This is a genomic window from Nitrospiria bacterium, from assembly GCA_036397255.1.
Classification (GTDB): domain Bacteria; phylum Nitrospirota; class Nitrospiria; order DASWJH01; family DASWJH01; genus DASWJH01.
Window position 1 is genome coordinate 1 of sequence record DASWJH010000056.1, and the last position, 24,071, is coordinate 24,071.

Below are 24,071 nucleotides of genomic sequence, written 5' to 3' on the forward strand. Positions count from 1 at the left end.
GGCAGGAGAAAGTTCTTGTTACAGACTTCTGGCTTTTATTGCATTAAAGATGGAGCTGGCTTGGAGGAAAACGCCGGTGGGCAGGGTGAATCATAGATTACACTGGTTCACTAAATTCACACAAAATACTTGACAGTACCTGAAAGCTCCCCCAAAAAAAAGGGGGACTCAATCGTCCCCCCTTTTTTTAATCAAATCGGGATTCACCAAATAAAGAAAAAAGATTTTTTCAATAACCACTTCCTATAACGCAGAATCTCCTTTCTCACCTGTTCTAATCCGGATCATTTCAGTTAGATCGGTTACAAAGATTTTGCCATCACCAATGGTTCCGGTTTTTGCTGAGCGAATAATGGTTTCCACTACCTGATCCAATTGATTGGAAGATACAACCACTTCAATTTTCACCTTTGGAAGGAAATCAACGGTATACTCAGCTCCCCGATATATTTCCTTATGTCCTTTTTGTCTTCCAAAACCTTTAACTTCGGTTACAGTCATCCCCTGAACCCCAATATCGGTCAGGGCTTCCTTGACCTCTTCCAATTTAAACGGTTTAATAATTGCTTCAATTTTTTTCATGTTAGAAATCCTCCTTGCCTCATCGCCTCTCTCGGCCAAACAGCCATTAGAGTATATAGCCTTTTTCTTGGTGTTGGGAAATATCCAGACCCTCAGTCTCTTCTTCTTCACTCACACGCAGCCCCATGATGACATCAACCACCTTCAAGATAATGAGGCTAACGATGCCGGTATATATAATGGTGGCCATTACCCCGGTAAATTGAACAACCACTTGACCACCAATTCCCGAAATACCGTCACCGAAACCGGCTCCACCCAAACTTTCTGCACAGAACACCCCCGTAAGGATTGCCCCAATAATACCCCCAATGGCGTGAACTCCAAATACATCCAAGGAGTCATCGTAACCCAATGCACGCTTTATCTTGGTAGCAGCGATGAAACACCCCACTCCGGCCACTGCCCCAATGATGAGGGCTCCCATGGGACCAACGGCCCCAGAAGCCGGTGTAATCGCAACCAAACCAGCCACTGCTCCTGAAGCAATTCCCAAAACACTGGGCTTTCCATGAGCAAGCCATTCGCTAAACATCCACCCAAGGGCTGCGGTAGCCGTTGCAATTTGGGTGACCGCCATTGCCATCCCCGCTACCCCATCGGCTGCGAGTTCACTTCCCGCGTTGAAACCAAACCAGCCCACCCAAAGCATGGACGCGCCAACAACCGTTAAGGTCAAGTTATGTGGGGGCATTGCGGTATTGGGATAACCTTTTCGTTTTCCCAACACAAGTGCAGCGACCAACCCCGCAATCCCCGCATTGATGTGAACCACGGTACCCCCCGCAAAGTCCAAAATTCCTTTTCCACCCAGCCAACCACCCTCGCCCCAAACCCAATGGGTGATGGGAGCATAAACAATGGTTAACCAAATGGCCATAAAAACCAGCATGGCGGAGAATTTCATGCGCTCCGCAAAGGCCCCTACGATTAGGGCGGGAGTAATAATGGCAAACGTCATCTGAAAGGTCATAAATACCGTCTCAGGAATCGTCCCGCTCAATGTATCCACGCCAATTCCTTTTAAAAACATTTTGCTAAGTCCACCCCAATAGGCCCCCTCACCCCCAAAAGCAATACTATAACCATAAATAACCCATAGGACCGTCATTAAAGATGTAATTGCAAAACATTGCATTAAAACCGACAGAACATTTTTACTTCGAACCATCCCGGCATAAAAGAGGGACAGCCCCGGGATGGTCATAAATAAGACCAATGCCGTCGCGGTTAACATCCATGCGGTATCACCCGCACTGATTTGTGCCTCTTCTTGGGCAATGGCACTCCCAGGAAAAAAAATTATCATGAAAATTAACCAAAGGAAAATCTTTTCAAGTTTAAATCCTCTGGTCATTGTTTTTTGAAAGGGAAAGTTAAACATTGACAGTTCCTCCTTAAATTTTTCAAGATTTCTTACCTAAAACTTTATACCGTTTGCTAATTAATAAAAAAAACGCCATTCAAATCTAAATGGTTGAATGGCGCCATTGCCAAAAAAAAGATAATCACAACCCAATATAAACTCACTAATACGCAATCTCTGTGCCAACACACTTTTAAAAAAGATATAAAATTTTAAACCTATATAATTCAATAAGTTATATTAATATTATCTAATGATTCTCGGAAATAATTATTATTGGAGAAATTAAATAAAACTACAAAATTGTATAATTTTTGAACTTTCACAAAATCACGTTTTAGAACTGATTGGTTTTTAATGATTTTTACTTTAACAAACAATTTTGTCATTAACTACAAAATTGTCTTATTTTTTTATCCTTCCTAGAAAAAAAGAATTAGGTTCAACAGGGGCTTAAATCAAAAGTTTTTTTTGGGGGGTTTGGCTTTATGGAACAAGCAAAAATAAAAGTATTAGGTTGATGATTAGAAGTAAAACGGTAAAGATTTTCCAAAAGAAAACTGGGTTTTTATCTAGCAGGGGCTTTGAAACATTCGATAGAAAAACAGCGTTGGGGTGTGATAAATCATAAATAAATTTTGAAATATTTTCATAACGTTTTTTTGGATCTTTTTCCACTGCTTTTTGGATGGCCCCGTTTACCCAAACGGGTATATTTTGGTTATGGATCATAACGGGGATAAAAACCGATTGATTTTTATGAGAAGATAAAAAGGTTTCGTCAAAAGGCAGTTTTCCTGTTAACATTTCATAGGTAATCACTCCCAAAGAATAAAGGTCCGATTGCTCTGTGCTCATGATTCTTTTTAAACATTCAGGGGCCATGTAATGAAGGGTACCACCTCCGGGATTTCGACTCCAAGGAACCGCAATTTCCTCTAAACCAGCGATCTTTGTTGAACCAAAATCAATGATTTTTACCGTATCATGTTCATCGATCATTATATTGTCTGGCTTTAAATCTTGATGAAACATTTCCAGACGGTGAAAGGCATACAGGCCTAACGCAATTTGCTCCACGATGGAACGCACCTGTGTAAGGGCGGGACGGGGGTGATCCACCATCCACTGCCGTAGGGTCTGGCCTGGGATCCGTTCGGTCACGTAATACAAAAAGCTTCGTGGACGATGGTGTGGAAGAATTTTCAATACATGAGAGGAGTGAATCCGTCTTCCAATCCACTCCTCCTGCAAAAACCGCTCAATGTACTCAGGATCATCTTCAAAATTAACCGATGGGGTTTTAAGGACCACCTCCTGGGCGGTTTCAATGTCACAAGCCAAATAAATTTGAACACGGTTGCTCGAATGAAGCTCTCGGAGAACCCGATATCCATCTAAACTCATCCCCGGCTCCAGAGAAGGGGGAAATGGAAGCTCCGTCAGCTTCTCATAGAGATCCATTTTATTTTCCAGAGGAAGTCGATCCACTCGAACCATTTGGCAGGTCAGGTTATCACCGCTTCCATTCATCAGTGCGCGACCAATAATTTCACGGACCGTTAATTCCGGGTCATCAATTTTTTTTAGAATTTCTTTTAGTTCCTGAGGTGAAATGTAATCGTGAACACCATCGGTGGTTAGCAAAAAAAGGTCTCCTTTTTCCACCGGGATGGTACAGCAATCTATCGCTAACTCTAATTCGATTCCCATTGCCCGAGTTAGATGATGTTTGTCAGCGGACAATAAAGCCCGGTGATCTCGGGTAAGACATTCGAAATCATTTCCCCGGAACCGATAAATGCGTGTGTCCCCAACATGAAAAAGGTAAGCGGTCGTGGATTTAACCACAAGGATACTTAAGGTGGTAACCATTCCCCGGCATGAACCATGGAGTTTTTGGCCTTGCCCATAAAGCCACCGGTTGAGCGCGGACAATACCTTGCCTCCGGATTTTTTGACGGACCATGATTCAGGAGTACTGAAATAATCGGATAAAAAACCAAGAACACAAGCTTCAGCGGCCTCCCTCCCCGCTTCGCTGCTGCTCATTCCGTCCGCGATAACGGCGACGATTCCCTTTGTCGTCAAAAGGGGCACTTCAGGAATGTAAATGCCACAGGAGTCATCATTTTTGTTTTTGACCCCTGCATCGCTGGATTGCCCTACTTTTACTTTTAATGAAGCACTCATTGGTCTTTCAACCCAATTTAACCATCAGGTAACCTCAATTATTTGAACGGTCCCATCTGGTAAAACTTCTACCATATGTCCCTGGGGATCTTCCAGGAAAACGGTGACAACACCCAAAGTCAATACTGCCGCCACGGCAATCACCAAGAAAAACACTTGAGGGGAAACAAAGGAAAGAAGCGTCAAAAAACTCACCGCCCCTACATTGCCATATGCCCCAGCCATTCCGGCAACCTGGCCCGTGAGCCGTCGCCTTACCAGGGGCACCATTGCGAATACGGCGCCTTCCCCCGATTGCACAAAAAAAGAACATGCCATGGTGATGAACACGGCCAGGAAAACTGGCCAATTGGAATTAATCATACTCATCAGAAAATACCCTGCAGCCAATCCAATTAAAAGCATAACCAATGCTCGCTTCCGACCAAACTTATCACTGATGAGCCCTCCCCCCGGCCGAGCAAAAAGATTCATAAAAGCATAACCCGAGGCTAGCAAACCCGCAGCCACCAGGGAAATTCCAAAGGTATCTTTAAAGAAAAGAGGAAGCATGGAAACCACCGCCAATTCCGATCCAAATGTCACGAGATAAGCTAGATCCAAAACGGCCACCTGCTTAAACTTATAGCGTTCTAATTGAGGAGCGGGTTCTGCAAAAACATGTTGGTTGATTTGATAAATCCTGACGGTTTGAAAAATATACATACCCACTAACACCAAATAAATCAAATTGGTCATGCCAAGACTAAGAAGGTGAAGGTTTACAGGACCCAATTTCCAGGCCAAAACAGCCAAGGCCCCATACATGGGTATATTCATGATCAGGTACAAAAAGAAATCCCCCTTACTGGTAACCTCCAAGGCACCATTTCTTTTGGGTTTAAAGTAGGTTGACCCTTGAGGCGTATCCGTTACACTGAAGAAATAAATAATTGAATAGATCAGGGCAAAAATTCCAGTCAAGGCTATAGCGTATCGCCATCCACTAGGCCCTCCAAAAGCCAAGGCTATGGTTGGAAGGGACAAAGCAGCTGCAGCAGAGCCAAAATTCCCCCAACCCCCATAAATTCCCTCTGCAAGGCCAACCTGCTTGGCAGGAAACCATTCGCTGATCATTCGGATGCCAATCACAAACCCAGCACCCACAAAACCAAGAAGAAAACGCATCAGGGCCATTTGTTCAAAATTATCCGCAATGGCGAATCCAAAACAGAGAAAACTAGAAATAAACAGCAATAAAGAATACATGCGCCGGGGCCCGAATGCATCTACCAGCATCCCAATAATAATCCGCGCTGGAATGGTTAGAGCAACATTGAGAATTAATAGGAGCTTCACTTGCTGGTCTGTCAGGTTCAAGGCCTCCCGCATGGATGCCATCAAAGGGGCGTGGTTAAACCACACGAAAAAGGTTAAGAAAAAAGCAACCCAGGTCAGATGTAAGGTTCGAACCTTTCCCGTAAAAGTAAACAGGTTAAATTTTATTTCAGACATGGCATGGTCTCCCCCTAACAAATGGCTTCATCATTTATCTTAAATTTGGTTATGGGTAAATGTTTATAGAATTACCTTGTACTACAAAAATCATGCCACGAGTCTTTTTCTTTGAAAGGAGTGGTTTTACCGACGACAATTTAATGTAAGAACAGACTTTAAAAGGAAGGGGGTATAACCAGAAGGTAAGACAAAGATGTTTGAACTATGACTTTATTGTAGGTTTAATTTTTAAAGAGGGCTCCCCACCATGGGGCGAGGCACTGATGGTTCGGACCTCAGTTAATGAAGAAATGAAAATTTTTCCATCCCCCGGATTACCCGTTTGAGCCGCAATCTTAATGGTCTCTAAGGCCCGATGAACTAGGCTTTCATCCACAACCACCATTAACCAAATTTTAGAAATCTCTTCATATCGAACCGGGCCCACTTGAATTCCTTTTTGCCGTCCCCGCCCCATCGCATCCCACCTTGTAAACCCATGAATCCCAGCTTTTCCTAAACTGTTGAGGACGGATTTTTCTTTCTCGGGCCGGATGATGGCTTGAATCAGTTTCATTCTTTATACCTCCGCTAAATCCAACTCCATGGGTACAGGTTTAAAAGATTCTGATTTTGAGGAATTCCATTTTGACTCCAGAAGGTTGGCGAACGTTGAAGGGCCCATTCGCTCTACCACATCCCGGAAAGGTTCATCAGGTTTTCCATTGTCCAAAATTATATCCAGCAAAGCATCAATTTCAGGAATCAGTTGGTCTTCGGTAATCCCTTTTCGAACCATTTGCCCCAATCGAACCCCATTTTCCATCGCGCCACCCAGAAATAATAAATAGGAAAACCGTGAACCATCTTCTTGGGAGGAAAAAGTTCCTGCCAAACCGATGTCTGCCACTTGATGTTTTGCGCAGCTATTGGGACATCCCGAAATATGAATGGAAATCTTTTTAAGGAGATCAGCCTTTTCGGAACCGTTAGGTTGATAGTTCCGGAGAATTTCTCTTGCAGCACCCTGGGCATTGGTCACAGCCAGAACACAAAATTCGGTCCCGGGACAGGCCAGCAATTTCGGTCCAGCGGCTTCGGCGATTGGGCGAAGTTCATTTTTCTCAAGGGTGCGAAGCGCTTTTTTCATTTTGTCCGTGCGGACCCAATGCAATTCTGCAGCCTGTTCGGTTGTAAGATAAATTTCCCCGTTTCCAAAACGTTTGGATATTTTCCCAAGCTCCCGAAGTTGATCCGAACGAAACTCTCCGAGAGGAGCACCCGCTTTCATCCACACATACCCTCGCTGCTTTTGGGGATAACATCCTGGCGGTAGGGAAAATGGATCATAGGAGAGAGTAAAGTTCGGCTTTAGTTTTATATGGGGACCTGGGATAGAACCTCCACGTTCTGACAACGACTCCATTAACAATTTATTTTCCGGGAGTGTCCTTTTTTTCTCGAAAACCTTCTCAAATGCTTTTGTAAATTTTACAGGCCCCCATTGATCCAATAACCACTTCAATCTGGACTTTGCTTTGTTCCGGTTTCCATATTGAGTGTGCAGGTAAAAAATAGTTTGACAGGCAGCCAAAACATCTTCCTTTGAAATGAAATCACTTAGTTTGATTCCTAGGATGGGGTGAGCTCCTAAACTTCCCCCCGCCCATACTTCAAAACCAGTTTCTTCTTCAAGATCATGCCCACCTGGCCGTTTAACAGCTACAAAACCAATATCGTTGATCTGGACATCGGGGGCACATTGAGGACATCCAGCTAAATATATATTAAGACGATTTGGCATCTTTGGATTGATCCAATCAGAGCGTTGGATGAAATGGTCACTGATTGCTTTTGCAAATGGTAAAACATCCAATATTCCTTCCTCACTAATATTTCCATGAGGGCAGGCCACCACGTTTCGCAATGTGTGACCACATGCAGAACGGGTCGAAAGTCCTATGGCACCCAATTTTTCCCAAATCTCGGGTACCTCTTCCACACGGACCCAGTGGAGCTCCAGATTTTGGCGGGTGGTGAAATGTGCTCTTCCACGCCCATGAATGTCCGCCAGATCTGCCAAGCCCATCAACTGTCTAACATTCAAAAAACCTCCTGGAATTCGAATACGGACCATAAAATAGCCGGGATGTTTTTGGCTGCACACACCGTACGTCTTTAAACGGTAGTAATCATCCTCTGTCAAAGCCATCACCCCTTTTTGACGAATCCTTTCAAAATCCAATCCCAGTCCTTCCTGTTTGATTCGTTCCAAATTTAGCGATTTAGGGTATACTTCAGGGTATCCCAGAGTCGGTTTTTCCTCTAAAACCGGTTCCAAGGGAAATGTTTGGTTCTTTTGAGAAACCGGTTTTAATTCTGTTTTAACCTTATCCGAATTCGACAAAAGATCCTCCACCAATTGAGTACAGCTTCCACATCCGGTTGTCGCTTGGGTATCGGCGGCAATTCCCCCCCGGGTTTTGATCCCTTTTCCTCGAATGGCGGAAAGAATCGTTCCCTTGGTTACGCTGTGACAATTGCAGACCACCTCTGAATCCGGCATTTGGTCCAAAATACTCAATCCAGGGGAGGTTTTAATTCCCGGCTGCTTAAGAATCATTTGCTCGACCTCTGATTTCGTGGCCGACACATCCTCTTGGGAATTAATAATTTGAAACAACCGCTGTCCATCTTGATTGTCTCCCAATAAAATCATTCCCACCAACCGGTTTTGATCAAAAACAAGTTTTTTATAAACGGCTGATTGGGTATCCATATAGACAACGGTTTCTTGAACTGGTTTTTCCTCAAAGACCCCAGCAGAGGTAAGTTTTATTCCTGCAACCTTCAGTGTCGTTGCACAGACTGTTCCTTCGTATTGTAATTTTTTATCGCCAACAAGCTGGTCAGCCACCACCTTGGCCTGATCGTGTAAAGGAGCCACCAACCCATAAATCTTTTCCCGGTGCTCGATAACGTCCCCTACCGCGTAAATATCCGGGAAACTGGTTTGCAATTGATCATTGACCACAATCCCTTTATTCGTTTGAAGACCAGCGGAGTTGGCCAGTTCTAAATCGGGACGAATCCCTGCACAAATAAGGACCATTTCAGCAGGGATTTTATGCCCGTCCTTCAGCTGTACTCCTTCCGGATGGTCATCGCCAAAAATTTTTATAGCGGTCGCATTCAGCATTACCCGAATACCCATTCTTTCTATTTCCCGCCTTAAGATATTTCCAGCTGTAAGGTCCAACTGCTGTTCCATGAGATGGGTCATTAAATGGACCACCGTAACGGACAAGCCGTGATGGGTCATGGCCCGGGCCGCCTCCAGCCCCAACAATCCCCCTCCGATCACAACAGCGTTTTTAACCTCAGGGGCACACTGTAAAATTTCTTGGGTATCCTGAAGGTTTCGGAAAACAAACACCCCATTTTTATCTACCCCCTGAATTGGGGGAATCACCGGTCTTCCACCGATGGCAATGAGAAGTTTTCCGTAAGAAGTCACCTTTCCCGATGCGTCCACTACGGTTTTGGAAGCCGGTTCGATGGCTTTTATTTTCAACCCCGTTCGCAAGTCAATTTGGTTCTCTTCATACCACTGGCGGGTGTTTAAATAAATTTTATCTTTTGAATATTTCCCAGCTAAAACATCAGAAAGAAGAATGCGGTTATAGTTCACATGGGGTTCCTCACCAAAAATAATGATATTGAAATCCTTGCGAATTTTTAAAACCTGCTCAACGGCGGCAACCCCTGCCATTCCATTCCCAATGACCACCAGCCGTTTTTGACTGCCCGATTCCTTTATCCTCAATATTTTATCCTCCAAATGAAAGGAGTGGAATTAAAGTTCCTTTGATCCCGTTTGAACCGTAAACACATCCCGCACATCTTGGGTAAAGATTTTTCCATCACCGGGATTTCCGGTATGCCCCCCTTTTTCAATGGCAAGAACGGCACGCTCGTAGTCCTGGTCCTCCACAACAAGAATCAACATTAATTTAGAAAGTTCATCATAGGTAAATGGCCCGACCTGAACCCCCCGTTGTCTCCCGCACCCTAATACAGGAAACTTGGTCACAGCAAAGAATCCTTCCCCTTCCAGGTGGGATAGGACCTCATTTTCTTTTTCAGGGCGTATAATCGCCCGAATCATTTTCATGGTGAAAAACTCTTAGCTTTCCTCAAAAAAAGGAATAAAACTAACATTATCTTAAATGGCTGAAAGACCTTCCTCATTGGTACTAATTCGGAGAACTTCATCCATTTCCAAAACAAAAACCTTACCATCTCCAGGCTGCCCTTTTCCCGTCCGATTGGTTTTCATGATTGCCTCGATAACTGCTTGAACTTTAGTTGATTCCACCAGAACCGTTAAAATTTCCTTGGGAAGAAACGTTATCACCGCTTCTCCATTTTGGCCCCCCTCACCTTGAGGTTTAAATTTTAACCCCCGCTGACGGCTTCGCCCTAACCCCTCATAAATCGTGTAAGCGGAAATTCCGACCTGATCCAGGGCTTTTCGCGTTGCTTCGCGTTTTCCAACCCTTAAAACCGCCAAAACCTCACACAAGGTGGCTTTTTTTGTGGGAAGGGCTTTCCCCTTTTTATCCTTTTCGTGTAAAATGATCTTCCCCTGAACCTTTCCAAACTTTGAAATGGTCAGTTGTGGGATTTCAACGGGTGGGGGAGGTTTTTGAGACAGGAGAGGAGGATCACCCGCCTTTCCTTTGGGGACCTTTATCTCATACCGTTCTCTCCAGGTTTCATTTAATTGGGCACTGGGGCTTTGACCCAAAAGCCGTTTTATCCCATAAGGGTCATTCCGATAAGCCCTAATGGCCCCCACCCATTTCACACTTTTATACCCCTGGAGAAATGGGACCACTAGACGAAGAGGCCCCCCATGGGCCTCGGGAAGAGGCGACCCATTCAGACCATAGGCAAGCAAGACTCTTGGATCCCTTGCCTCATCCCGAGAGAGGGTTTCAAAATAAACACCATCTCTTGAATGAATGGCATAGAATCCCTCTGGATGGGTTTCCATTCTAAAATAGTCAAGAACATCAACTAACCTCACTCCCTCCCATTCCACCATTTCTGACCAATTAAAAATTTGGCAGATGAGAGGAACCTTTAATTTTACACGTGGAATATTTTTGAATAAAACCCAAGGTATTGCCTTTGGGTGTTCCTCAAGGCCACATAGCTCCACCTTCAATTTTTCCAATTCCACTGGGTTGGGAATGGGATATAAAGACAAAACAGGCATTGGACTGGCCTCGAAATCGATCCGGAAAAATTTCTCAGCAAATTTTGGATAAATGACTCCTTCACGCATTTCCTACTTAACTCCCCCAACCCGCTCTTTGAGAAATTCCATTAAATACGGGCTTTTTTTAGGTTCAACAGACACAAATTCAAGTAAATTCTTGTAACTTCTAAAGCAGGATATTATTTGGTGATATAAGGTTTTCCCTCCACGTTGCCGTTGGAGGTAATAGGAGCTGGGAAGGGATTCTTCCTTTAACCGGAATTTCATGAATTTTTTTAAAATCTCTTTTTTACGATATTCTTGATAGTAAATTCGCCATTCGATTCCATAATAGGAACAAAGCCAATTAAAATCCCTATCCCCGATTCCTAAAATACGGGCTGTTCTTCCCTTCCCTCCATTTTGACAAATGGATTCGATTACGTTTTGGTTTGAAAATTGATTTAGTAGGCTTTGCCTTTTTATTCGAAAATCCCTTGGTGGGGTTCCAACCCAAACCCACCCTTTTCTCTCCCCATATCTTAAAATTTGCCGAACCCGTTCACGACTTAAACCCAATCTTTTTCCCACCTTAGAATAGGATCCATCCTGTATATATAAACAAAGAATCCAATTAACCTTTTCACGGTCCCATTTCATGGTTTATACAAGTTTCAATATCTTCTGGGAGCATAGAAAAAAAAAGAGCCTCTTCTGAAAAGAGGCGCCATTGCCTTTCAAACCAAACCACCTAGCATTATTAATAGTGCAATACGGATACCAAATTACTTTTTTTAAAAAAATAAAAGAAAGCTCGTCGATAAAAACTATAATAGGTTTTTAATAATAAATAAAACGCACGGAAGCCCTTTCCACCGACCAACAATTGTGTAGCAAAGATTACATATGTGTCCGACCTTGTGTTTTAGGGAGAATTCCATATTTAATAATTCGGTACCCCATTTGTCTTGGGGTTAAACCTAATAGCTTCGCCGCCCTCGTTTGAACCCATCCGCATTTTTCTAACGCCTGTATAATCTGAGCACGTTCAATAGATACAACTTTTTCTGGCAAAGAGGACATCTCTTGTTTCTCCGGGACTAGTGGCCCTTCGGTTTGAACCAAGGAAAGTGAAAGAATGGGTTTAACATCTTCGACTTGGACCACCCTGTTTTGGCTCATCACCACCACACGTTCAATGGCATTTTCAAGTTCCCGCACATTTCCTGGCCAGGGGTAGGCCAAAAACAGGTCTAAAGCCTTTGAAGAAAACCGAACGCCTTTTTGGTTTTCTAAATTAAACCGTTTCAAAAAATGCTCGATTAAAACAGAGATATCGTCTCTCCTGTCACGAAGAGGGGGAATAAAAATAGGGACCACATTAAGGCGAAAATAGAGATCTTCCCGGAAATTTCCTTCTTTCACCGCCCGTTCCAAATCCCGGTTGGTCGCGGCAATCAATCGAATATCCACGTGCAGGGTATCGGCCCCTCCAACACGCTCAAATTTTCTCTCTTGTAAAACTCGAAGGAGTTTTACCTGCATCGACATGGGAATTTCACTGATTTCATCTAAAAACAGGGTTCCTTCATGGGCTAAGAAAAACCGCCCCTCTCGGCGCGCGATCGCACCGGTAAAGGAACCTTTTTCATGGCCAAAGAGCTCGCTTTCAAGTAGGGTTTCAGGGAAAGCTGCGCAATTTAATTTAATAAAGGGGTTATCTTTACGGGGACTGTTATAATGAATCGCATGGGCAATGAGTTCTTTCCCGGTTCCGCTTTCGCCTCTTAATAAAACGGTGGCTTTGCTTTGACTCACCCGATGGATTGCCTCATATACATCCTGCATCCGCTTGCTTTGCCCCACAAGGTTCTTAAATTGATATTTTGCCCTTAAGGCTTCTTGAAGGGTTTGATTTTGCTCTATGAGCTCTTTCTTTTCATCATCAATGATTTGATTCAGTTTTACGGTTTGGCCAATTAAAGAAGCGATAATGGTTAACACCCTTAAATCTTCCTCCAAAGAGATTCTTTCCCCAAACAAACGGTCCGCACTGAGAACCCCAATGGTTTCTCCCTTGACCCGAACCGGAACACATAGAAATGCAATGTTTTGTTTTTCAATATCTCCCCGTGAGCGGGTGCGGTTTAAAAAAAGGGGCTCTTTACCGATATCGGGAATAACCATCGGTTCTTGTTGTTCAAAAACCTTTCCCGTAATTCCCTCCCCAATACGGAATTTTCCCCGGGCCTTTTCTTCGTTGGTCAACCCATATGCCACCTCTATGTTTAATTCCTTTGTGGTTGGGTTTAAAAGTGTCAAGGTTCCCCGCCTCATTCCTAAAATAGTGGACAAGATTTCCATGATTCTCCGGCAAGTTCCCTCTAAGTTTAAGGAATAAGACATGGTTTTACTGATTTCATAAAGGGCGGTAAGCTCTAAAATTTTGTCTTCATTGATTTCAACTTTTTGAATCATCTCAAATCCCTTTTATTGGGGTTAAAAAAATTCACCCATTCTGTTAATATAAAAAAATAAAGGTGCCAGTTAAAAACCTAAACTGGCACCTTCGCCAAAAAACCGGGATACTTCAGCGTATCCTTTGCTTATTTTATCCTCCCTGGTTTTCCTCCACTTCCCCATCGGGAAACGCGGCTATTTTTAACCGTCATAATAGAGGAAAAACTCAAAAGGATGAGGCCTTAACCTCAATTGATCCACTTCCTTGGTTCTTTTATAATCCAACCAGGTTTCAATCATCTCTGGTGTAAAAACATCTCCCTTGGTTAGAAAAGCATGATCTCTCTCCAAGGCATTCAAGGCTTCGTCAAGGGATCCCGGCATATTGGGGACATCTGCTAACTCCTCGGGTGCCATTGAATACAGGTCTTTCTCCATGGGCAACCCGGGATCAATTTTATTCTCAATCCCATCAATTCCCGCCATGAGCATGGCTGAAAATGCTAAATAGGGATTGCACATTGCGTCAGGGAATCGAACCTCAATCCGTTTTGCCTTGGGACTATCCGAATACATCGGAATCCGGATCCCTGCACTCCTGTTCCTGTTTGAATACACCAGGTTTACGGGGGCTTCGAACCCAGGGGTTAAACGTTTATAGGAATTGGTGGTGGGGTTCGTAAGGGCTGCAAGGGCAGGAGCGTGTTTGAGGATTCCACCAATATAATACAGCCCAAGCTGGCTCATTCCCGCGTATTCATTTCCGGCAAAGAGGGGTTTTCCTCCTTTCCAAATGCTTTGATGGGTATGCATTCCTGAACCGTTATCCGCAAAAATGGGTTTTGGCATAAACGTGGCTGTTTTATTATGGCGCCTAGCAACATTTTTGACGATATACTTGTACGCCATTAGCATATCCGCCATTTGAAGCAACGCCCCATACCGCATATCAATTTCTGCCTGGCCAGCGGTAGCCACTTCATGGTGTTGTTTCTCTACAATCAAACCAAATTTTTCCATTTCGATAACCATTTCGGACCGAAGATCCTGGAAGGAATCTGTAGGGGCTACAGGAAAATACCCTTCTTTGTGCCTGGGTTTATACCCCAAATTTGGATTCTCTTCTCGACCCGTATTCCAAACCCCTTCACTAGAATCCACGAAGTAATACCCGCTATTTGCAGTCTGGTCAAAACGGATGTTATCAAAAATAAAAAATTCGGCCTCTGGACCAAAATAAGCCACATCCCCAATCTTGCTCGCCTTCAGATAGGCCTCGGCTTTTTGGGCAATATATCGGGGATCCCTTGAATACCATTCTTTCGTAATCGGATCTTTAATGTTACAAACTAGGGAAAGTGTGGGAATTTCCGTAAAGGGATCCATCACCGCCGTGTTGGGATCAGGAATCACCAACATATCGCTTGAATCGATGGCTTTCCAACCGCGAATACTGGAACCGTCAAAACCTGACCCTTCTTTAAATATGGCCTCTTCAATTTCATGGATGGGCACAGAAAAATGCTGCCATGTTCCCAACAGATCAACGAACTTTAAATCCGCCATCACGGCTTTTTGTTTTTTTGCAAATTCTAAAACTTCCTTGGGCGTCATTGCTTCCTCCTCTCTTTTTTATCCTTTATAAATGTAAGACCATCCAGATCTCACAAAACCTTAAAAATAATGGCCATATTCATAGCATATACCTCAATTAAAGATCAACACCCCAAAACGATTCACAGGGTCCCACACAAATGTCGGTTCCTCGCAGAAAACAACCGCGCCATTCCTCAGAAACCCCTAAAATCACAAAAAAAAACGCCTCCTGGACCTTGCTGACCCAAAAGACGCCACTGTCTAAATCAACACTGCTTTGTATTGAACATGGAACATTTATCATAAAAAGAAAACCTTTGTCAAGAAATTTTCTTTATTCAATATTCATTAGACAAAAAGAGGTCCCGAAAAAAAATTGATCATTTTTTATTAAAACACACCTTCTCCAAATGGATATAAATTACTGAAAAAACAAAGATTTTAAATCCGTTGACACACAGAATTCAAAAAAGCTAATCTGTATGTATATTTCTTTAAAAAAGGTTCTCCCATTGAAAAATTTTGCACCCTATAAAAGGGATTTAATTAAAAAATTCAATTATATAGGTTTTCTTCTGTTCTCTTTTCTAATGGCTGGGTGTGGTTCTAGTAATGACCAATCATTTATGGAGATTCCATCCGGGATAACCAAAGGACCTTTCTCGGACCTTAAAGCGGTAAATTCTGCCGGACCCTATAGTGGGGTAATTATCCCCTGCATCGCTGCCACAACCGATCAAGAAACCTGCACACTATCTAAATTACCCTTAATTGGACAGGAAAAGGAACAACCCACCGTTGACGATATCATGGATAGGGTGGTGGTATCCCATGATTGGATGGGCCAACGGTTTAGGGAAATTCTTGAAAAACTTCCTCCCGATATTCTTACTCTGTTGAAAGCAGTCACCGCGGTGGTCATCGATAATGATGTGAGACCTTCATACTATTGGATCACCGGAGCAATTTATCTTGATCCTGGTCATCTCTGGCTCACCAACGAAGAAAAGGCAACCATCAATAAAAAAGAGGATTTTCGAATCGGTTTCGGGTTGGAACTCCCATTGGTCCCCTTGGCCCGTTATGTAAAAAAGAATGCCGGGGGAACCCAATATGAAAAAGCCTATGAAATAATTTCCCTAGACAGTTCTTTGGAAAGAAACCTTCACGATATTTTTTATCTGATAGCCCATATTCTTTATCATGAGCTTGCTCACGCAAACGATTTTTTTCCGCCAGGACAAATCAGCCAATTAGATTCGAGTTTTCTAATTAAAAATGCCATGGATAACCTCCAGGAAAAACGGATTTCGTCGCACCTGGATAAAAATTTTCAGCTGACCTCCAAGGAATTGAAGGATTTGGCCCGTGTTTTATACCATGGGGCAACCGCCTCCCCAACACAGAAAAACTATACACCCGTCTTGGTAGGCTCTTTTTTCGAACCCGATGCTGCCAATGATAATTATAACTACTCCAACGAATTTGAAGATGTGGCTATGCTTTTTGAGGAAGTCATGATGAAATACCATTTTAATATCGAAAGAGATGTAGCTTTTGCAGGAAAAAACCACAACCAAGACCCAACCTGTGAAACCGCCCTTGTGGCTTGGGGAACCCGAAAGCGTATAGGGGAACCCCAGGTAACCAAGAGGGCCAAATTTGTTACCGATGGTATATTACCGAAAACAATCCCATCCGATTTTTTCCTTAACCTTGAAACGCCCATACTTTTGCAAACAGGGAAAAGCTGGTGTGACCTTGACCAGGTGGGGTTAAGTCCCCCCATAGAAAGAGGAGAACCTTTGGCCAAGCCTGACTTACTGGGTAACGATCAGTTGAAACATGATTCCTTTCCGGGGGTACTCTAAACCATGAAAGCTTTTGGAGAAATCTTACTCATTTCCTGCTATGAGCTGGGCCATCAACCCTTTGCGCTGGCTCTCCCCATAGGTTTTTTGGAAAAAGCAGAGTACCAACCTGATGCCATTGACACATCGGTTGATCCTCTGGATCCTGAACGAGTGGGGAAGGCTCATTTTGTTGGAATATCGGTTCCCATGCATACCGCCCTTCGGTTAGGTGTTCAAGTCGCCAAGCGGATTCGTGAAATCAATCCCCACTGTTATATTTGTTTTTATGGGCTGTATGCTTCCCTAAATTCAGAATATCTTTTAAAACATGTGGCGGATTTTGTAATTGGGGGGGAATTTGAAATTCCCTTGGTCCATTTGATAAAAACCTTGGAGAAAGGGACCACTACCCCCATCAAAGGGGTGAGCCATAAAACATCTTTCTCGTCTCCTTTTCTTGATCACCTTTCATTTACTCAACCTAAAAGAGAGCTTCTTCCGGAACTTGGGAAATACGCCTCTTTGGAAGAAAACGGTTCTCACCGTTTGGTGGGATATGTAGAAACCAGCCGAGGGTGCAAACATCTTTGTCTGCACTGCCCCATTCCTCCTGTTTATAATGGTCGGTTCTTTTTAATTCCACAGGAGGTCGTATTGGAGGATATCCGTCAGCAGGTTAAGGCGGGAGCAACACACATTACCTTCGGTGACCCAGACTTTTTAAATGGCCCCCGTCATTCCTTAAAAATAGTTAGGGCCTTACATCAGGAATTTCCCCATCTTACTTTCGATTTTACAGCAAAAGTTGAACATATCATTAAGAACAAAGAAATATTTCCAGAATTTTCTGAAAAGGGCTGCATTTTTATGATTTCCGCGGTTGAATCCCTCAGTGATACGGTTCTCAATCAATTAAAGAAAAACCACACCCGGAAGGATATTATCGAGGCCCTATCCATCCTCCGAAAGATAAAAATCCCCATGAGACCCTCACTGGTCTCTTTCACCCCTTGGGAAACCCTCGATGACTACATTTTCATGCTGAATTTTGTAGAAGAACAAGAACTCATCGACAATATCGACCCTGTTCAATATACTATTCGATTGCTGATTCCTCCGGGTTCATCTCTTCTTTCAAATCCCTCTTTAAAACCATTTTTGGGCCCTTTAATTCAGGAAAATTTCAGTTATCAATGGAACCACCCAGATCCCAGAATGGAAACCCTCCAGAAAAAAGCAGCCCATGTGGTGGAAGCCGCCACCCAAACTGAAGAAGACCCCCTAATAACGTTCCACCGGATACGGGAACTGGCCATTTCATTTAAGGAGCATCGATCTCCCAGGGAATTTCAACTATCCACCCCCGCCCCGCGTAAACGCCCTCCCCGTTTGACCGAATCTTGGTTCTGTTGTGCAGAACCCATGGAAAACCAACTTCGTTCCATCGAAGAACTGAAAATTTGATTCCCTTTTTTCTCCCCTGTTTTTTTATAACTTTTGAAAAAAGAAAGGTTAAGGAGGTTATTAGGCGGGGTCAATTAAAATTTCAAGGTTTCGGTGGGCTTCTCGAAGTGAGGACTCCACCTGAGCGGGGGTTTCCCCCCGGGCGAAAATAAATCCAAGATACCGGTGACCCTCAGGAAGGGAGATGACTTGCTGACCCGTTGGGATCAGAAAACTCACCTCTTCTACCCCTAGGACTTTTTTGGCTTTCTCTTTTCCTGTAATTTTTTTTAAAATACCCGACTTGGGAATGGGAATCATCATCACACCAGAAGCCTTTTTTTCCCTCTCCATGGAGTTAATTGGCAAACGAAGGGCGTGTCTTAAAACTATTTCCTCGAGGGTCAACCCCGTACCAAAACGCAATGTTCGGGAACAAAGGCCCCCAATGGTTCTTGGGGAAAGTTCTACCAACCAGGACCCATTTTCATTGAATCTCAACTCGGCATGAATAGGCCCTTCCATTAGGCCAAGGGCTTGAGCGGAACGAAAGATATTTTGAACAACCTGTTCCTGCACAAATGGGGGTAATCGGGAAGGCGTTACATAAATGGTCTCCTCAAAAAAAGGTCCCTCCAGTGGATCCGGTTTATCAAACAGTGCCAATACCTGAAGTTCCCCCTTCATCATTAACCCCTCCAAAGCTACTTCTTGCCCGGGGATATAATCCTCAACGAGGATTTCATCCGCTGATTCGCCACCCAAGGACTTCACCTCAGGGTCCTTCAGGATGCTTTTAATTCTGTGAAAAGCCTGTTTAAATTCCTTCGGATGGTTGGCTCGGATTACCCCACGGCTGGCTGCTAAAAAGGTCGGTTTCAGAACACAGGGAAAATTAACCTGTGAACTCAATTGTTCAGGATTTTTATGGATAGAAAAAAGGTGAAATTCGGGGGAGGGCAATCCCGCTTTGAAAATTTTTTCCCTCATTCGGAATTTATTTCGAATGGAAAAAATGGATTCAAGAGAATTATGAGGAAGACCAAGGACAGAAGATGCCTTAGCGGCTAAGACCAAGGTCTCATCGTCAACCGAGACAATCGCTTCTAAAGCATGTTCCTTCGCATAGTCAACAATTTGCTGTGTTCCTATTTCAGTGTCTCGAAAATTAAGGGTGAGGGTTCCCCCGTGGGAGTAATCCTCCAAAACCTGGCGTCGATTGGAGCCCACCACGACTTCAACCCCAATCCGCCGCGCGGCCATAAGGAAAGGGTGGGTCTTATAGGATGTGCTTGGTATGAGGAGTAAAAGCCTCCGCATCACTGAAGGGAGGGAAAAGAAAAGTTTGGTTTATTTGCTGGGCTGGTAGTAAGGATTGCTACCACCCGCATGATCGGTGATATCTAAGACGCCTTTGATGGCAGGAACGCTTTCTTTAATCATAACCTCAATTCCCTGTTTCAAGGTCACATCCACCATCCCGCAACCCTGGCAACCACCCCCCAGGCGAAGATAAGCCATTCCGTCTTTCACATCAACCAGTGTTACATTTCCTCCATGGGAAGCCACACCCGGGTTGATTTTTTCAATAATAACCTTTTGAACCGCTTGGGCCTCTGGGGTGGAAAGGTCAGGTGTTGGAAGTTCGGGTGCTGCCGGGGTGGTAATTTTAAACCCGCTTCCATTCAAATTACTGACATAATCAACGGTTGCCTCTTCCAGAAAAGGCACACTTTTCGCGTCAATTAAAAGATTAAAACCCCCGCCATCTACAACTGCATCGTTTGGCTCTTTCTTTGCTTCTTCATCAAACATCAGGCCATACTGAACGTTAACCGTTCCCCCGTTCTTTACGGTCACCCGAAGGGCCTGCCTCTCACGCTTTTCGGCTTCCATGGCCGCAAGGACTTTTTCCCTAGCGATTTCAGTTATTTTGATCATCTTAACCTCCTAGAATCTTGGTATGGAAAAAGGAAAAGGATACATTAAAACTTGATTTCAATCAACATTATGCCCCTTTTTTACACCCAATGCAAGGTCAAAACTTATTTTTTGCACCTTTCAAGCTCCTATTCGGGATTAAAAAGAAAAAAATTAGATAGAAGTAAAGCTTACTCTTTTTTCCACTCCGATGGCGAAAAAGCCTTTAAAGACAGGGCGTGAATCTCCTCTTCCATTTCTTTTTCAAGGGCACAAAAAACCATGCGGTTACGATCTAAAAGGTTCACCCCCTCAAACTGTTCCGAAACCACGATCATATTAAAATGCCCTTTTCCGGAAACCGCCCCCGCATGCCCCGCATGCCGCCAGGTTTCATCCTCAATTTCCAGATGCTTGGGGAAAAATTTTTCTTTTACGATCCCCTCAATTTTTCCTTTTGTTCTTTTAGAACTCTCACTCACAATCAGACTCCTGAACTTGAAATTAGTTTATTGAAAAGAAAATCGCTTGAATTTTTCCTCATTTTTTTCTACTTCAAAAAATAATAGCTACTCATTCTTTTCCCCGCGGGCTCTCAAAAAAAAGTATTTCCACCCTAATATTACGAATATAATAAAACAAAAAATAAATCATTGCAATGTTGATTCCTAAGGAATATCTGGTTTTTTTCCTTCCCCGAAGAAAAAAAATTTTAAATGCCTGAAACTTTTTATTGAGGAAAAGAGTTCTCTTGAAAAGAAAATCTTTTTCCCGCCATGAACCTTAATTTTAAATTTTAAGGGGTGAGGCTTTAGGGAATTTTTTAATTGGATAATTCTCCCAAATGATGGATCCCCTCTTTACAATACCCCAACGGCAACCACGGGCATTTTCCACAAATCTTAGAGAGCATTTCTCCCCGTATTTTTTGGTTAATCCGGGTTAAGATTTCACCCCACGAAAGGGTTTCACCCTTCTTGATTCCCAATCGATTCATGACATCCCTATCCTGAACAACCATTCCTTCTTCGGAACCTTTCCCATGAAGGTGGCATTCATGGTTTTTTAAGTTTGGACAGGATGAACAAACCACATCCGGGGAATCGATGACGAGAACTTTTAAGGTGGGGTCTTTGTTCAGTTGAGTGTGAATAGTGGCCATGTTGTCGACAAATTCACGAGAATACCCCTCTCCCCGAAATCCTTGAAAGCATAAAAGTGTATGGCCTCGAATTTTAATGGGACTGGTCATTGTCTTTTTAGGGTTGGTCATTCATATAAAGCTGCGCATATTGAGCATAATTCTGTGCGGAGGTTTTTAAGAAAGCAAGTTCCTTCTCCGTCAAATCACGCTTAGGTTTGGCGGGAACGCCAACGGCTAAAATCCTTGGGGGAATCACCGCTTTTTCTCCCACTAACGCCCCGGCTCCGATCATACTCTCCTCTCCCACAATGGCACCATCTAAAACCGACGCCCCCATCCCAATTAAACACCGGTCTTTGATCGTACAACCATGCAAAGTCACACTATGTCCAACCGTCACCTCATTTCCCACAAACAACGGGTAAATGTCCTTGGTGACATGAAGCATAGACAGATCTTGAATATTGGTCCAATGGCCGATTCGAATGTAGTTCACATCTCCCCGAATAACGCTGTTAAACCAAACACTGGACGATTCCCCAATTTCCACATCTCCAATGACAATGGCGCTCTCCTCTACAAAAACAGAGGGATGGATTTTTGGGATAATCCCCTTAAAAGGCCGAATCATATGTTCCTCCCCAATTTGGGGATACTTTACATTATAAGGCCATTTCTCTGCAAACCCTTTTGTAAACAAATAGATTTTTTGTTATATTTAATAACGTTTTGGTGTAACATATCCATTTTTTGGAGCCTTTCATGATTCAACGGGACCGCTTGGTACAACATCTTTTAGACCTCATCCGAATTGACAGCCCTTCCCGAAAAGAACGGAAGGTGGCCTTGCGCTTAAAAAATGACCTGGAAACAATGGGGGCAAACGTTGTTTTTGATAAAGCAGGAGAGAAAATAAACGGGAGTATCGGAAATCTTGTTGCCCATTTTAAAGGATCGGGTCAAAAGGCTTCCCCATTTCTTTTATCTGCCCATATGGATACGGTTCAACCCGGAGAAGGAATTAAACCCAGAATCGATGAAGATACCATCCGAACGGATGGAACCACCGTTTTAGGCGGTGACGACAAATCAGGGATTGCAATTGTCTGTGAGGCTATCCGCTCCCTTCAGGAGGAAAATATTCCCCATGGGGATTTAGAATTGGTCTTCACCATTTGTGAGGAAGATGGCCTCCAGGGGGCCAAAAATCTCGATATCTCCCTTCTTAAATCCCGTTTCGGTTTAGTATTTGACAGTGATGCCGCGGGAATACTTTTTACAAAAGCACCTGCCTCCGACAGGATGGAGTTTACGGTTCATGGCTTGGAGGCTCATGCCGGAATGTGCCCTGAAAGAGGGCTGAACGCCATTCAAATTGCCAGTGAGGCCATAGCCAACATGCGCCTGGGTAGATTAGATGAGGACACCACAGCCAATATCGGGGTTATTCAAGGGGGGTTAGCCCCCAACATCGTTGCCAAACAGGTTTTTATTAAGGCCGAGGCGAGAAGTCACAGCAATGAAAAGCTTTCTGCCCAAACCAAGCATATGCGGAAATGCTTGCAGGACGCGGTTGGCCGACATTCCGTTGTTGTCGACGGCATTACTCATATTTCTCGTTTAGAAGAAAAAGTATGGCGTGATTACGAACGGATCGATATCCAAGACGACTCCCCCATCGTTCAATTGGTCTTGAATGCCGCGCACAATTTAGGACAAAATATTGAAACACGGAAGATGGGGGGCGGATGTGATGCCAGTGCACTTAACCAAAGGGGTTTTCAAGTCGCAAACCTGGGTACCGGAATGCATGATATTCATACGGTTAACGAATGGCTGGATATTCCAGAAATGTGCAGAACAGCTTCGATTGTGGAAGAAATTTTAAAACTTCACGCGAAAGGTTAAAAGAAAAGAGAACTATGCTCAAAGCCCTCATTTTCGATTTCAATGGCATTATCGCTGATGATGAACCGATTCACCTTCAGATGTTTCAAAAGGTTTTAAAGGAAGAAACCATTACACTGACCAAAAAGGATTACTATGACATTTATCTAGGGCTGGATGACCGGGGGTGCTTTGAAGAGGTGTACAAAGCAAATCAAAAAGATCTCACAGAGGAAAAAATTCACGATTTAATTCGACGAAAAGCAAAATATTATGAACAGGCCATACAGGAAAATCTCACCTATTTTCCCGGGGTCGTGGATTTCATTAAACAGTCGGACTTGCGTTATAAATTAGCAATGACATCAGGGGCTTTACGCTCTGAAATAAATTTGATATTAAAAAAAGCAGATCTTCTTTCTCTTTTTCCGGTCATTATCAGTGCAGATGATGTTCTGGAGGGAAAACCCGATCCGGAAGGGTTTCAAAAAGCGCTTTACGCTCTCAACCTAAAGGTTCCACGATTTGCCCCTGGAATTCGCGCTAAAGAATGCTTGGTAATTGAAGACTCATGGGCCGGAGTGGATGCGGCTCACGGAGCGGGAATGAAATGTTTGGCCGTCACCAACAGTTATCCGAAAGAAAAATTAAACAAAGCGGAAAAAATCGTTTCCACCCTTGAAAATCTTCAATTTGAAGAGTTGGAAAAGCTCTTCCCCGAATAACCCCCCAAACATAGGGTTTAAGAGCCTGTCCGACAAACCCCTATTTTTCACTTTGCGGTCATGCTGCTTTTCTGTAAAATAGAGCTTCATAATCAACCGATGGAGGGCTGTTATGGGCTATCATTTTCGGCCGTATGCACAAGAGCAGATGTATTTGATG

20 protein-coding genes are annotated in these 24,071 nt (G+C 43.6%); 4 read left to right on the forward strand and 16 right to left on the reverse strand.

All coding sequences use genetic code 11. From position 1 onward, the window contains the following. Positions 1–243: 243 nt before the first annotated feature. From VGB26_07745 to glnA, 11 genes are all read right to left on the reverse strand, one after another. The gene (locus VGB26_07745; protein ID HEX9757679.1) at positions 244–582 is read right to left on the reverse strand and encodes a P-II family nitrogen regulator; all 339 of its coding nucleotides are present in this window, start codon (positions 580–582) and stop codon (positions 244–246) included. A 46-nt stretch (positions 583–628) separates the two neighbouring features. Then, the gene (locus VGB26_07750) at positions 629–1,891 is read right to left on the reverse strand and encodes an ammonium transporter (GenBank protein ID HEX9757680.1); all 1,263 of its coding nucleotides are present in this window, start codon (positions 1,889–1,891) and stop codon (positions 629–631) included. A gap of 543 nt (positions 1,892–2,434) precedes the next feature. Then, positions 2,435–4,141 (reverse strand): protein kinase, encoded by a 1,707-nt coding sequence (locus tag VGB26_07755; GenBank protein ID HEX9757681.1) that lies wholly within the window; start codon positions 4,139–4,141, stop codon positions 2,435–2,437. A gap of 24 nt (positions 4,142–4,165) precedes the next feature. Next, a complete protein-coding gene (locus VGB26_07760; GenBank protein ID HEX9757682.1) occupies positions 4,166–5,635 on the reverse strand; it encodes a NarK family nitrate/nitrite MFS transporter in 1,470 nt (489 codons plus the stop codon). 205 nt (positions 5,636–5,840) lie between these two features. After that, positions 5,841–6,194 carry a P-II family nitrogen regulator gene (locus tag VGB26_07765; protein HEX9757683.1) on the reverse strand — a complete coding sequence of 118 codons (354 nt, stop codon included), beginning with the start codon at positions 6,192–6,194 and terminating at the stop codon, positions 5,841–5,843. A gap of 3 nt (positions 6,195–6,197) precedes the next feature. Continuing rightward, positions 6,198–9,443: an FAD-dependent oxidoreductase gene (locus tag VGB26_07770; GenBank protein HEX9757684.1), complete on the reverse strand. Its 3,246-nt coding sequence runs from the start codon at positions 9,441–9,443 to the stop codon at positions 6,198–6,200. 30 nt (positions 9,444–9,473) lie between these two features. Further along, on the reverse strand, positions 9,474–9,791 hold the full coding sequence (locus VGB26_07775) for a P-II family nitrogen regulator (protein ID HEX9757685.1): 318 nt from the start codon (positions 9,789–9,791) through the stop codon (positions 9,474–9,476). 51 nt (positions 9,792–9,842) lie between these two features. After that, positions 9,843–10,970 (reverse strand): molybdopterin-dependent oxidoreductase, encoded by a 1,128-nt coding sequence (locus tag VGB26_07780; GenBank protein ID HEX9757686.1) that lies wholly within the window; start codon positions 10,968–10,970, stop codon positions 9,843–9,845. 3 nt (positions 10,971–10,973) lie between these two features. Beyond that, on the reverse strand, positions 10,974–11,543 hold the full coding sequence (locus tag VGB26_07785) for a sigma factor-like helix-turn-helix DNA-binding protein (protein ID HEX9757687.1): 570 nt from the start codon (positions 11,541–11,543) through the stop codon (positions 10,974–10,976). 240 nt (positions 11,544–11,783) lie between these two features. Next, on the reverse strand, positions 11,784–13,361 hold the full coding sequence (nifA, locus tag VGB26_07790) for a nif-specific transcriptional activator NifA (GenBank protein HEX9757688.1): 1,578 nt from the start codon (positions 13,359–13,361) through the stop codon (positions 11,784–11,786). Positions 13,362–13,544: 183 nt separating this feature from the next. Next, positions 13,545–14,957, reverse strand: coding sequence for a type I glutamate--ammonia ligase (gene glnA, locus VGB26_07795; protein ID HEX9757689.1), 1,413 nt, complete (start codon positions 14,955–14,957; stop codon positions 13,545–13,547). Between the two features lie 494 nt (positions 14,958–15,451). Here glnA and VGB26_07800 point away from each other — a divergent pair, with 494 nt between their 5' ends. Beyond that, positions 15,452–16,810 (forward strand): hypothetical protein, encoded by a 1,359-nt coding sequence (locus tag VGB26_07800; protein HEX9757690.1) that lies wholly within the window; start codon positions 15,452–15,454, stop codon positions 16,808–16,810. 3 nt (positions 16,811–16,813) lie between these two features. After that, the gene (locus tag VGB26_07805; GenBank protein HEX9757691.1) at positions 16,814–18,256 is read left to right on the forward strand and encodes a CUAEP/CCAEP-tail radical SAM protein; all 1,443 of its coding nucleotides are present in this window, start codon (positions 16,814–16,816) and stop codon (positions 18,254–18,256) included. Positions 18,257–18,316: 60 nt separating this feature from the next. Here VGB26_07805 and VGB26_07810 read toward each other — a convergent pair whose 3' ends face one another. The 5 genes from VGB26_07810 to VGB26_07830 form a co-directional block, all read right to left on the reverse strand. Beyond that, positions 18,317–19,498, reverse strand: coding sequence for an ATP-grasp domain-containing protein (locus VGB26_07810; protein ID HEX9757692.1), 1,182 nt, complete (start codon positions 19,496–19,498; stop codon positions 18,317–18,319). An 87-nt stretch (positions 19,499–19,585) separates the two neighbouring features. Next, the gene (locus tag VGB26_07815; protein HEX9757693.1) at positions 19,586–20,176 is read right to left on the reverse strand and encodes an iron-sulfur cluster assembly accessory protein; all 591 of its coding nucleotides are present in this window, start codon (positions 20,174–20,176) and stop codon (positions 19,586–19,588) included. Between the two features lie 170 nt (positions 20,177–20,346). Beyond that, positions 20,347–20,637: a BolA family protein gene (locus tag VGB26_07820; GenBank protein ID HEX9757694.1), complete on the reverse strand. Its 291-nt coding sequence runs from the start codon at positions 20,635–20,637 to the stop codon at positions 20,347–20,349. Positions 20,638–20,978: 341 nt separating this feature from the next. Beyond that, a complete protein-coding gene (locus VGB26_07825; protein ID HEX9757695.1) occupies positions 20,979–21,407 on the reverse strand; it encodes a DUF1284 domain-containing protein in 429 nt (142 codons plus the stop codon). A gap of 7 nt (positions 21,408–21,414) precedes the next feature. Next, positions 21,415–21,930, reverse strand: coding sequence for a gamma carbonic anhydrase family protein (locus tag VGB26_07830; GenBank protein ID HEX9757696.1), 516 nt, complete (start codon positions 21,928–21,930; stop codon positions 21,415–21,417). 131 nt (positions 21,931–22,061) lie between these two features. Here VGB26_07830 and VGB26_07835 point away from each other — a divergent pair, with 131 nt between their 5' ends. Beyond that, positions 22,062–23,207: a M20/M25/M40 family metallo-hydrolase gene (locus tag VGB26_07835; GenBank protein HEX9757697.1), complete on the forward strand. Its 1,146-nt coding sequence runs from the start codon at positions 22,062–22,064 to the stop codon at positions 23,205–23,207. 14 nt (positions 23,208–23,221) lie between these two features. Beyond that, the gene (locus VGB26_07840) at positions 23,222–23,911 is read left to right on the forward strand and encodes an HAD family phosphatase (GenBank protein ID HEX9757698.1); all 690 of its coding nucleotides are present in this window, start codon (positions 23,222–23,224) and stop codon (positions 23,909–23,911) included. Positions 23,912–24,071 lie beyond the last annotated feature (160 nt).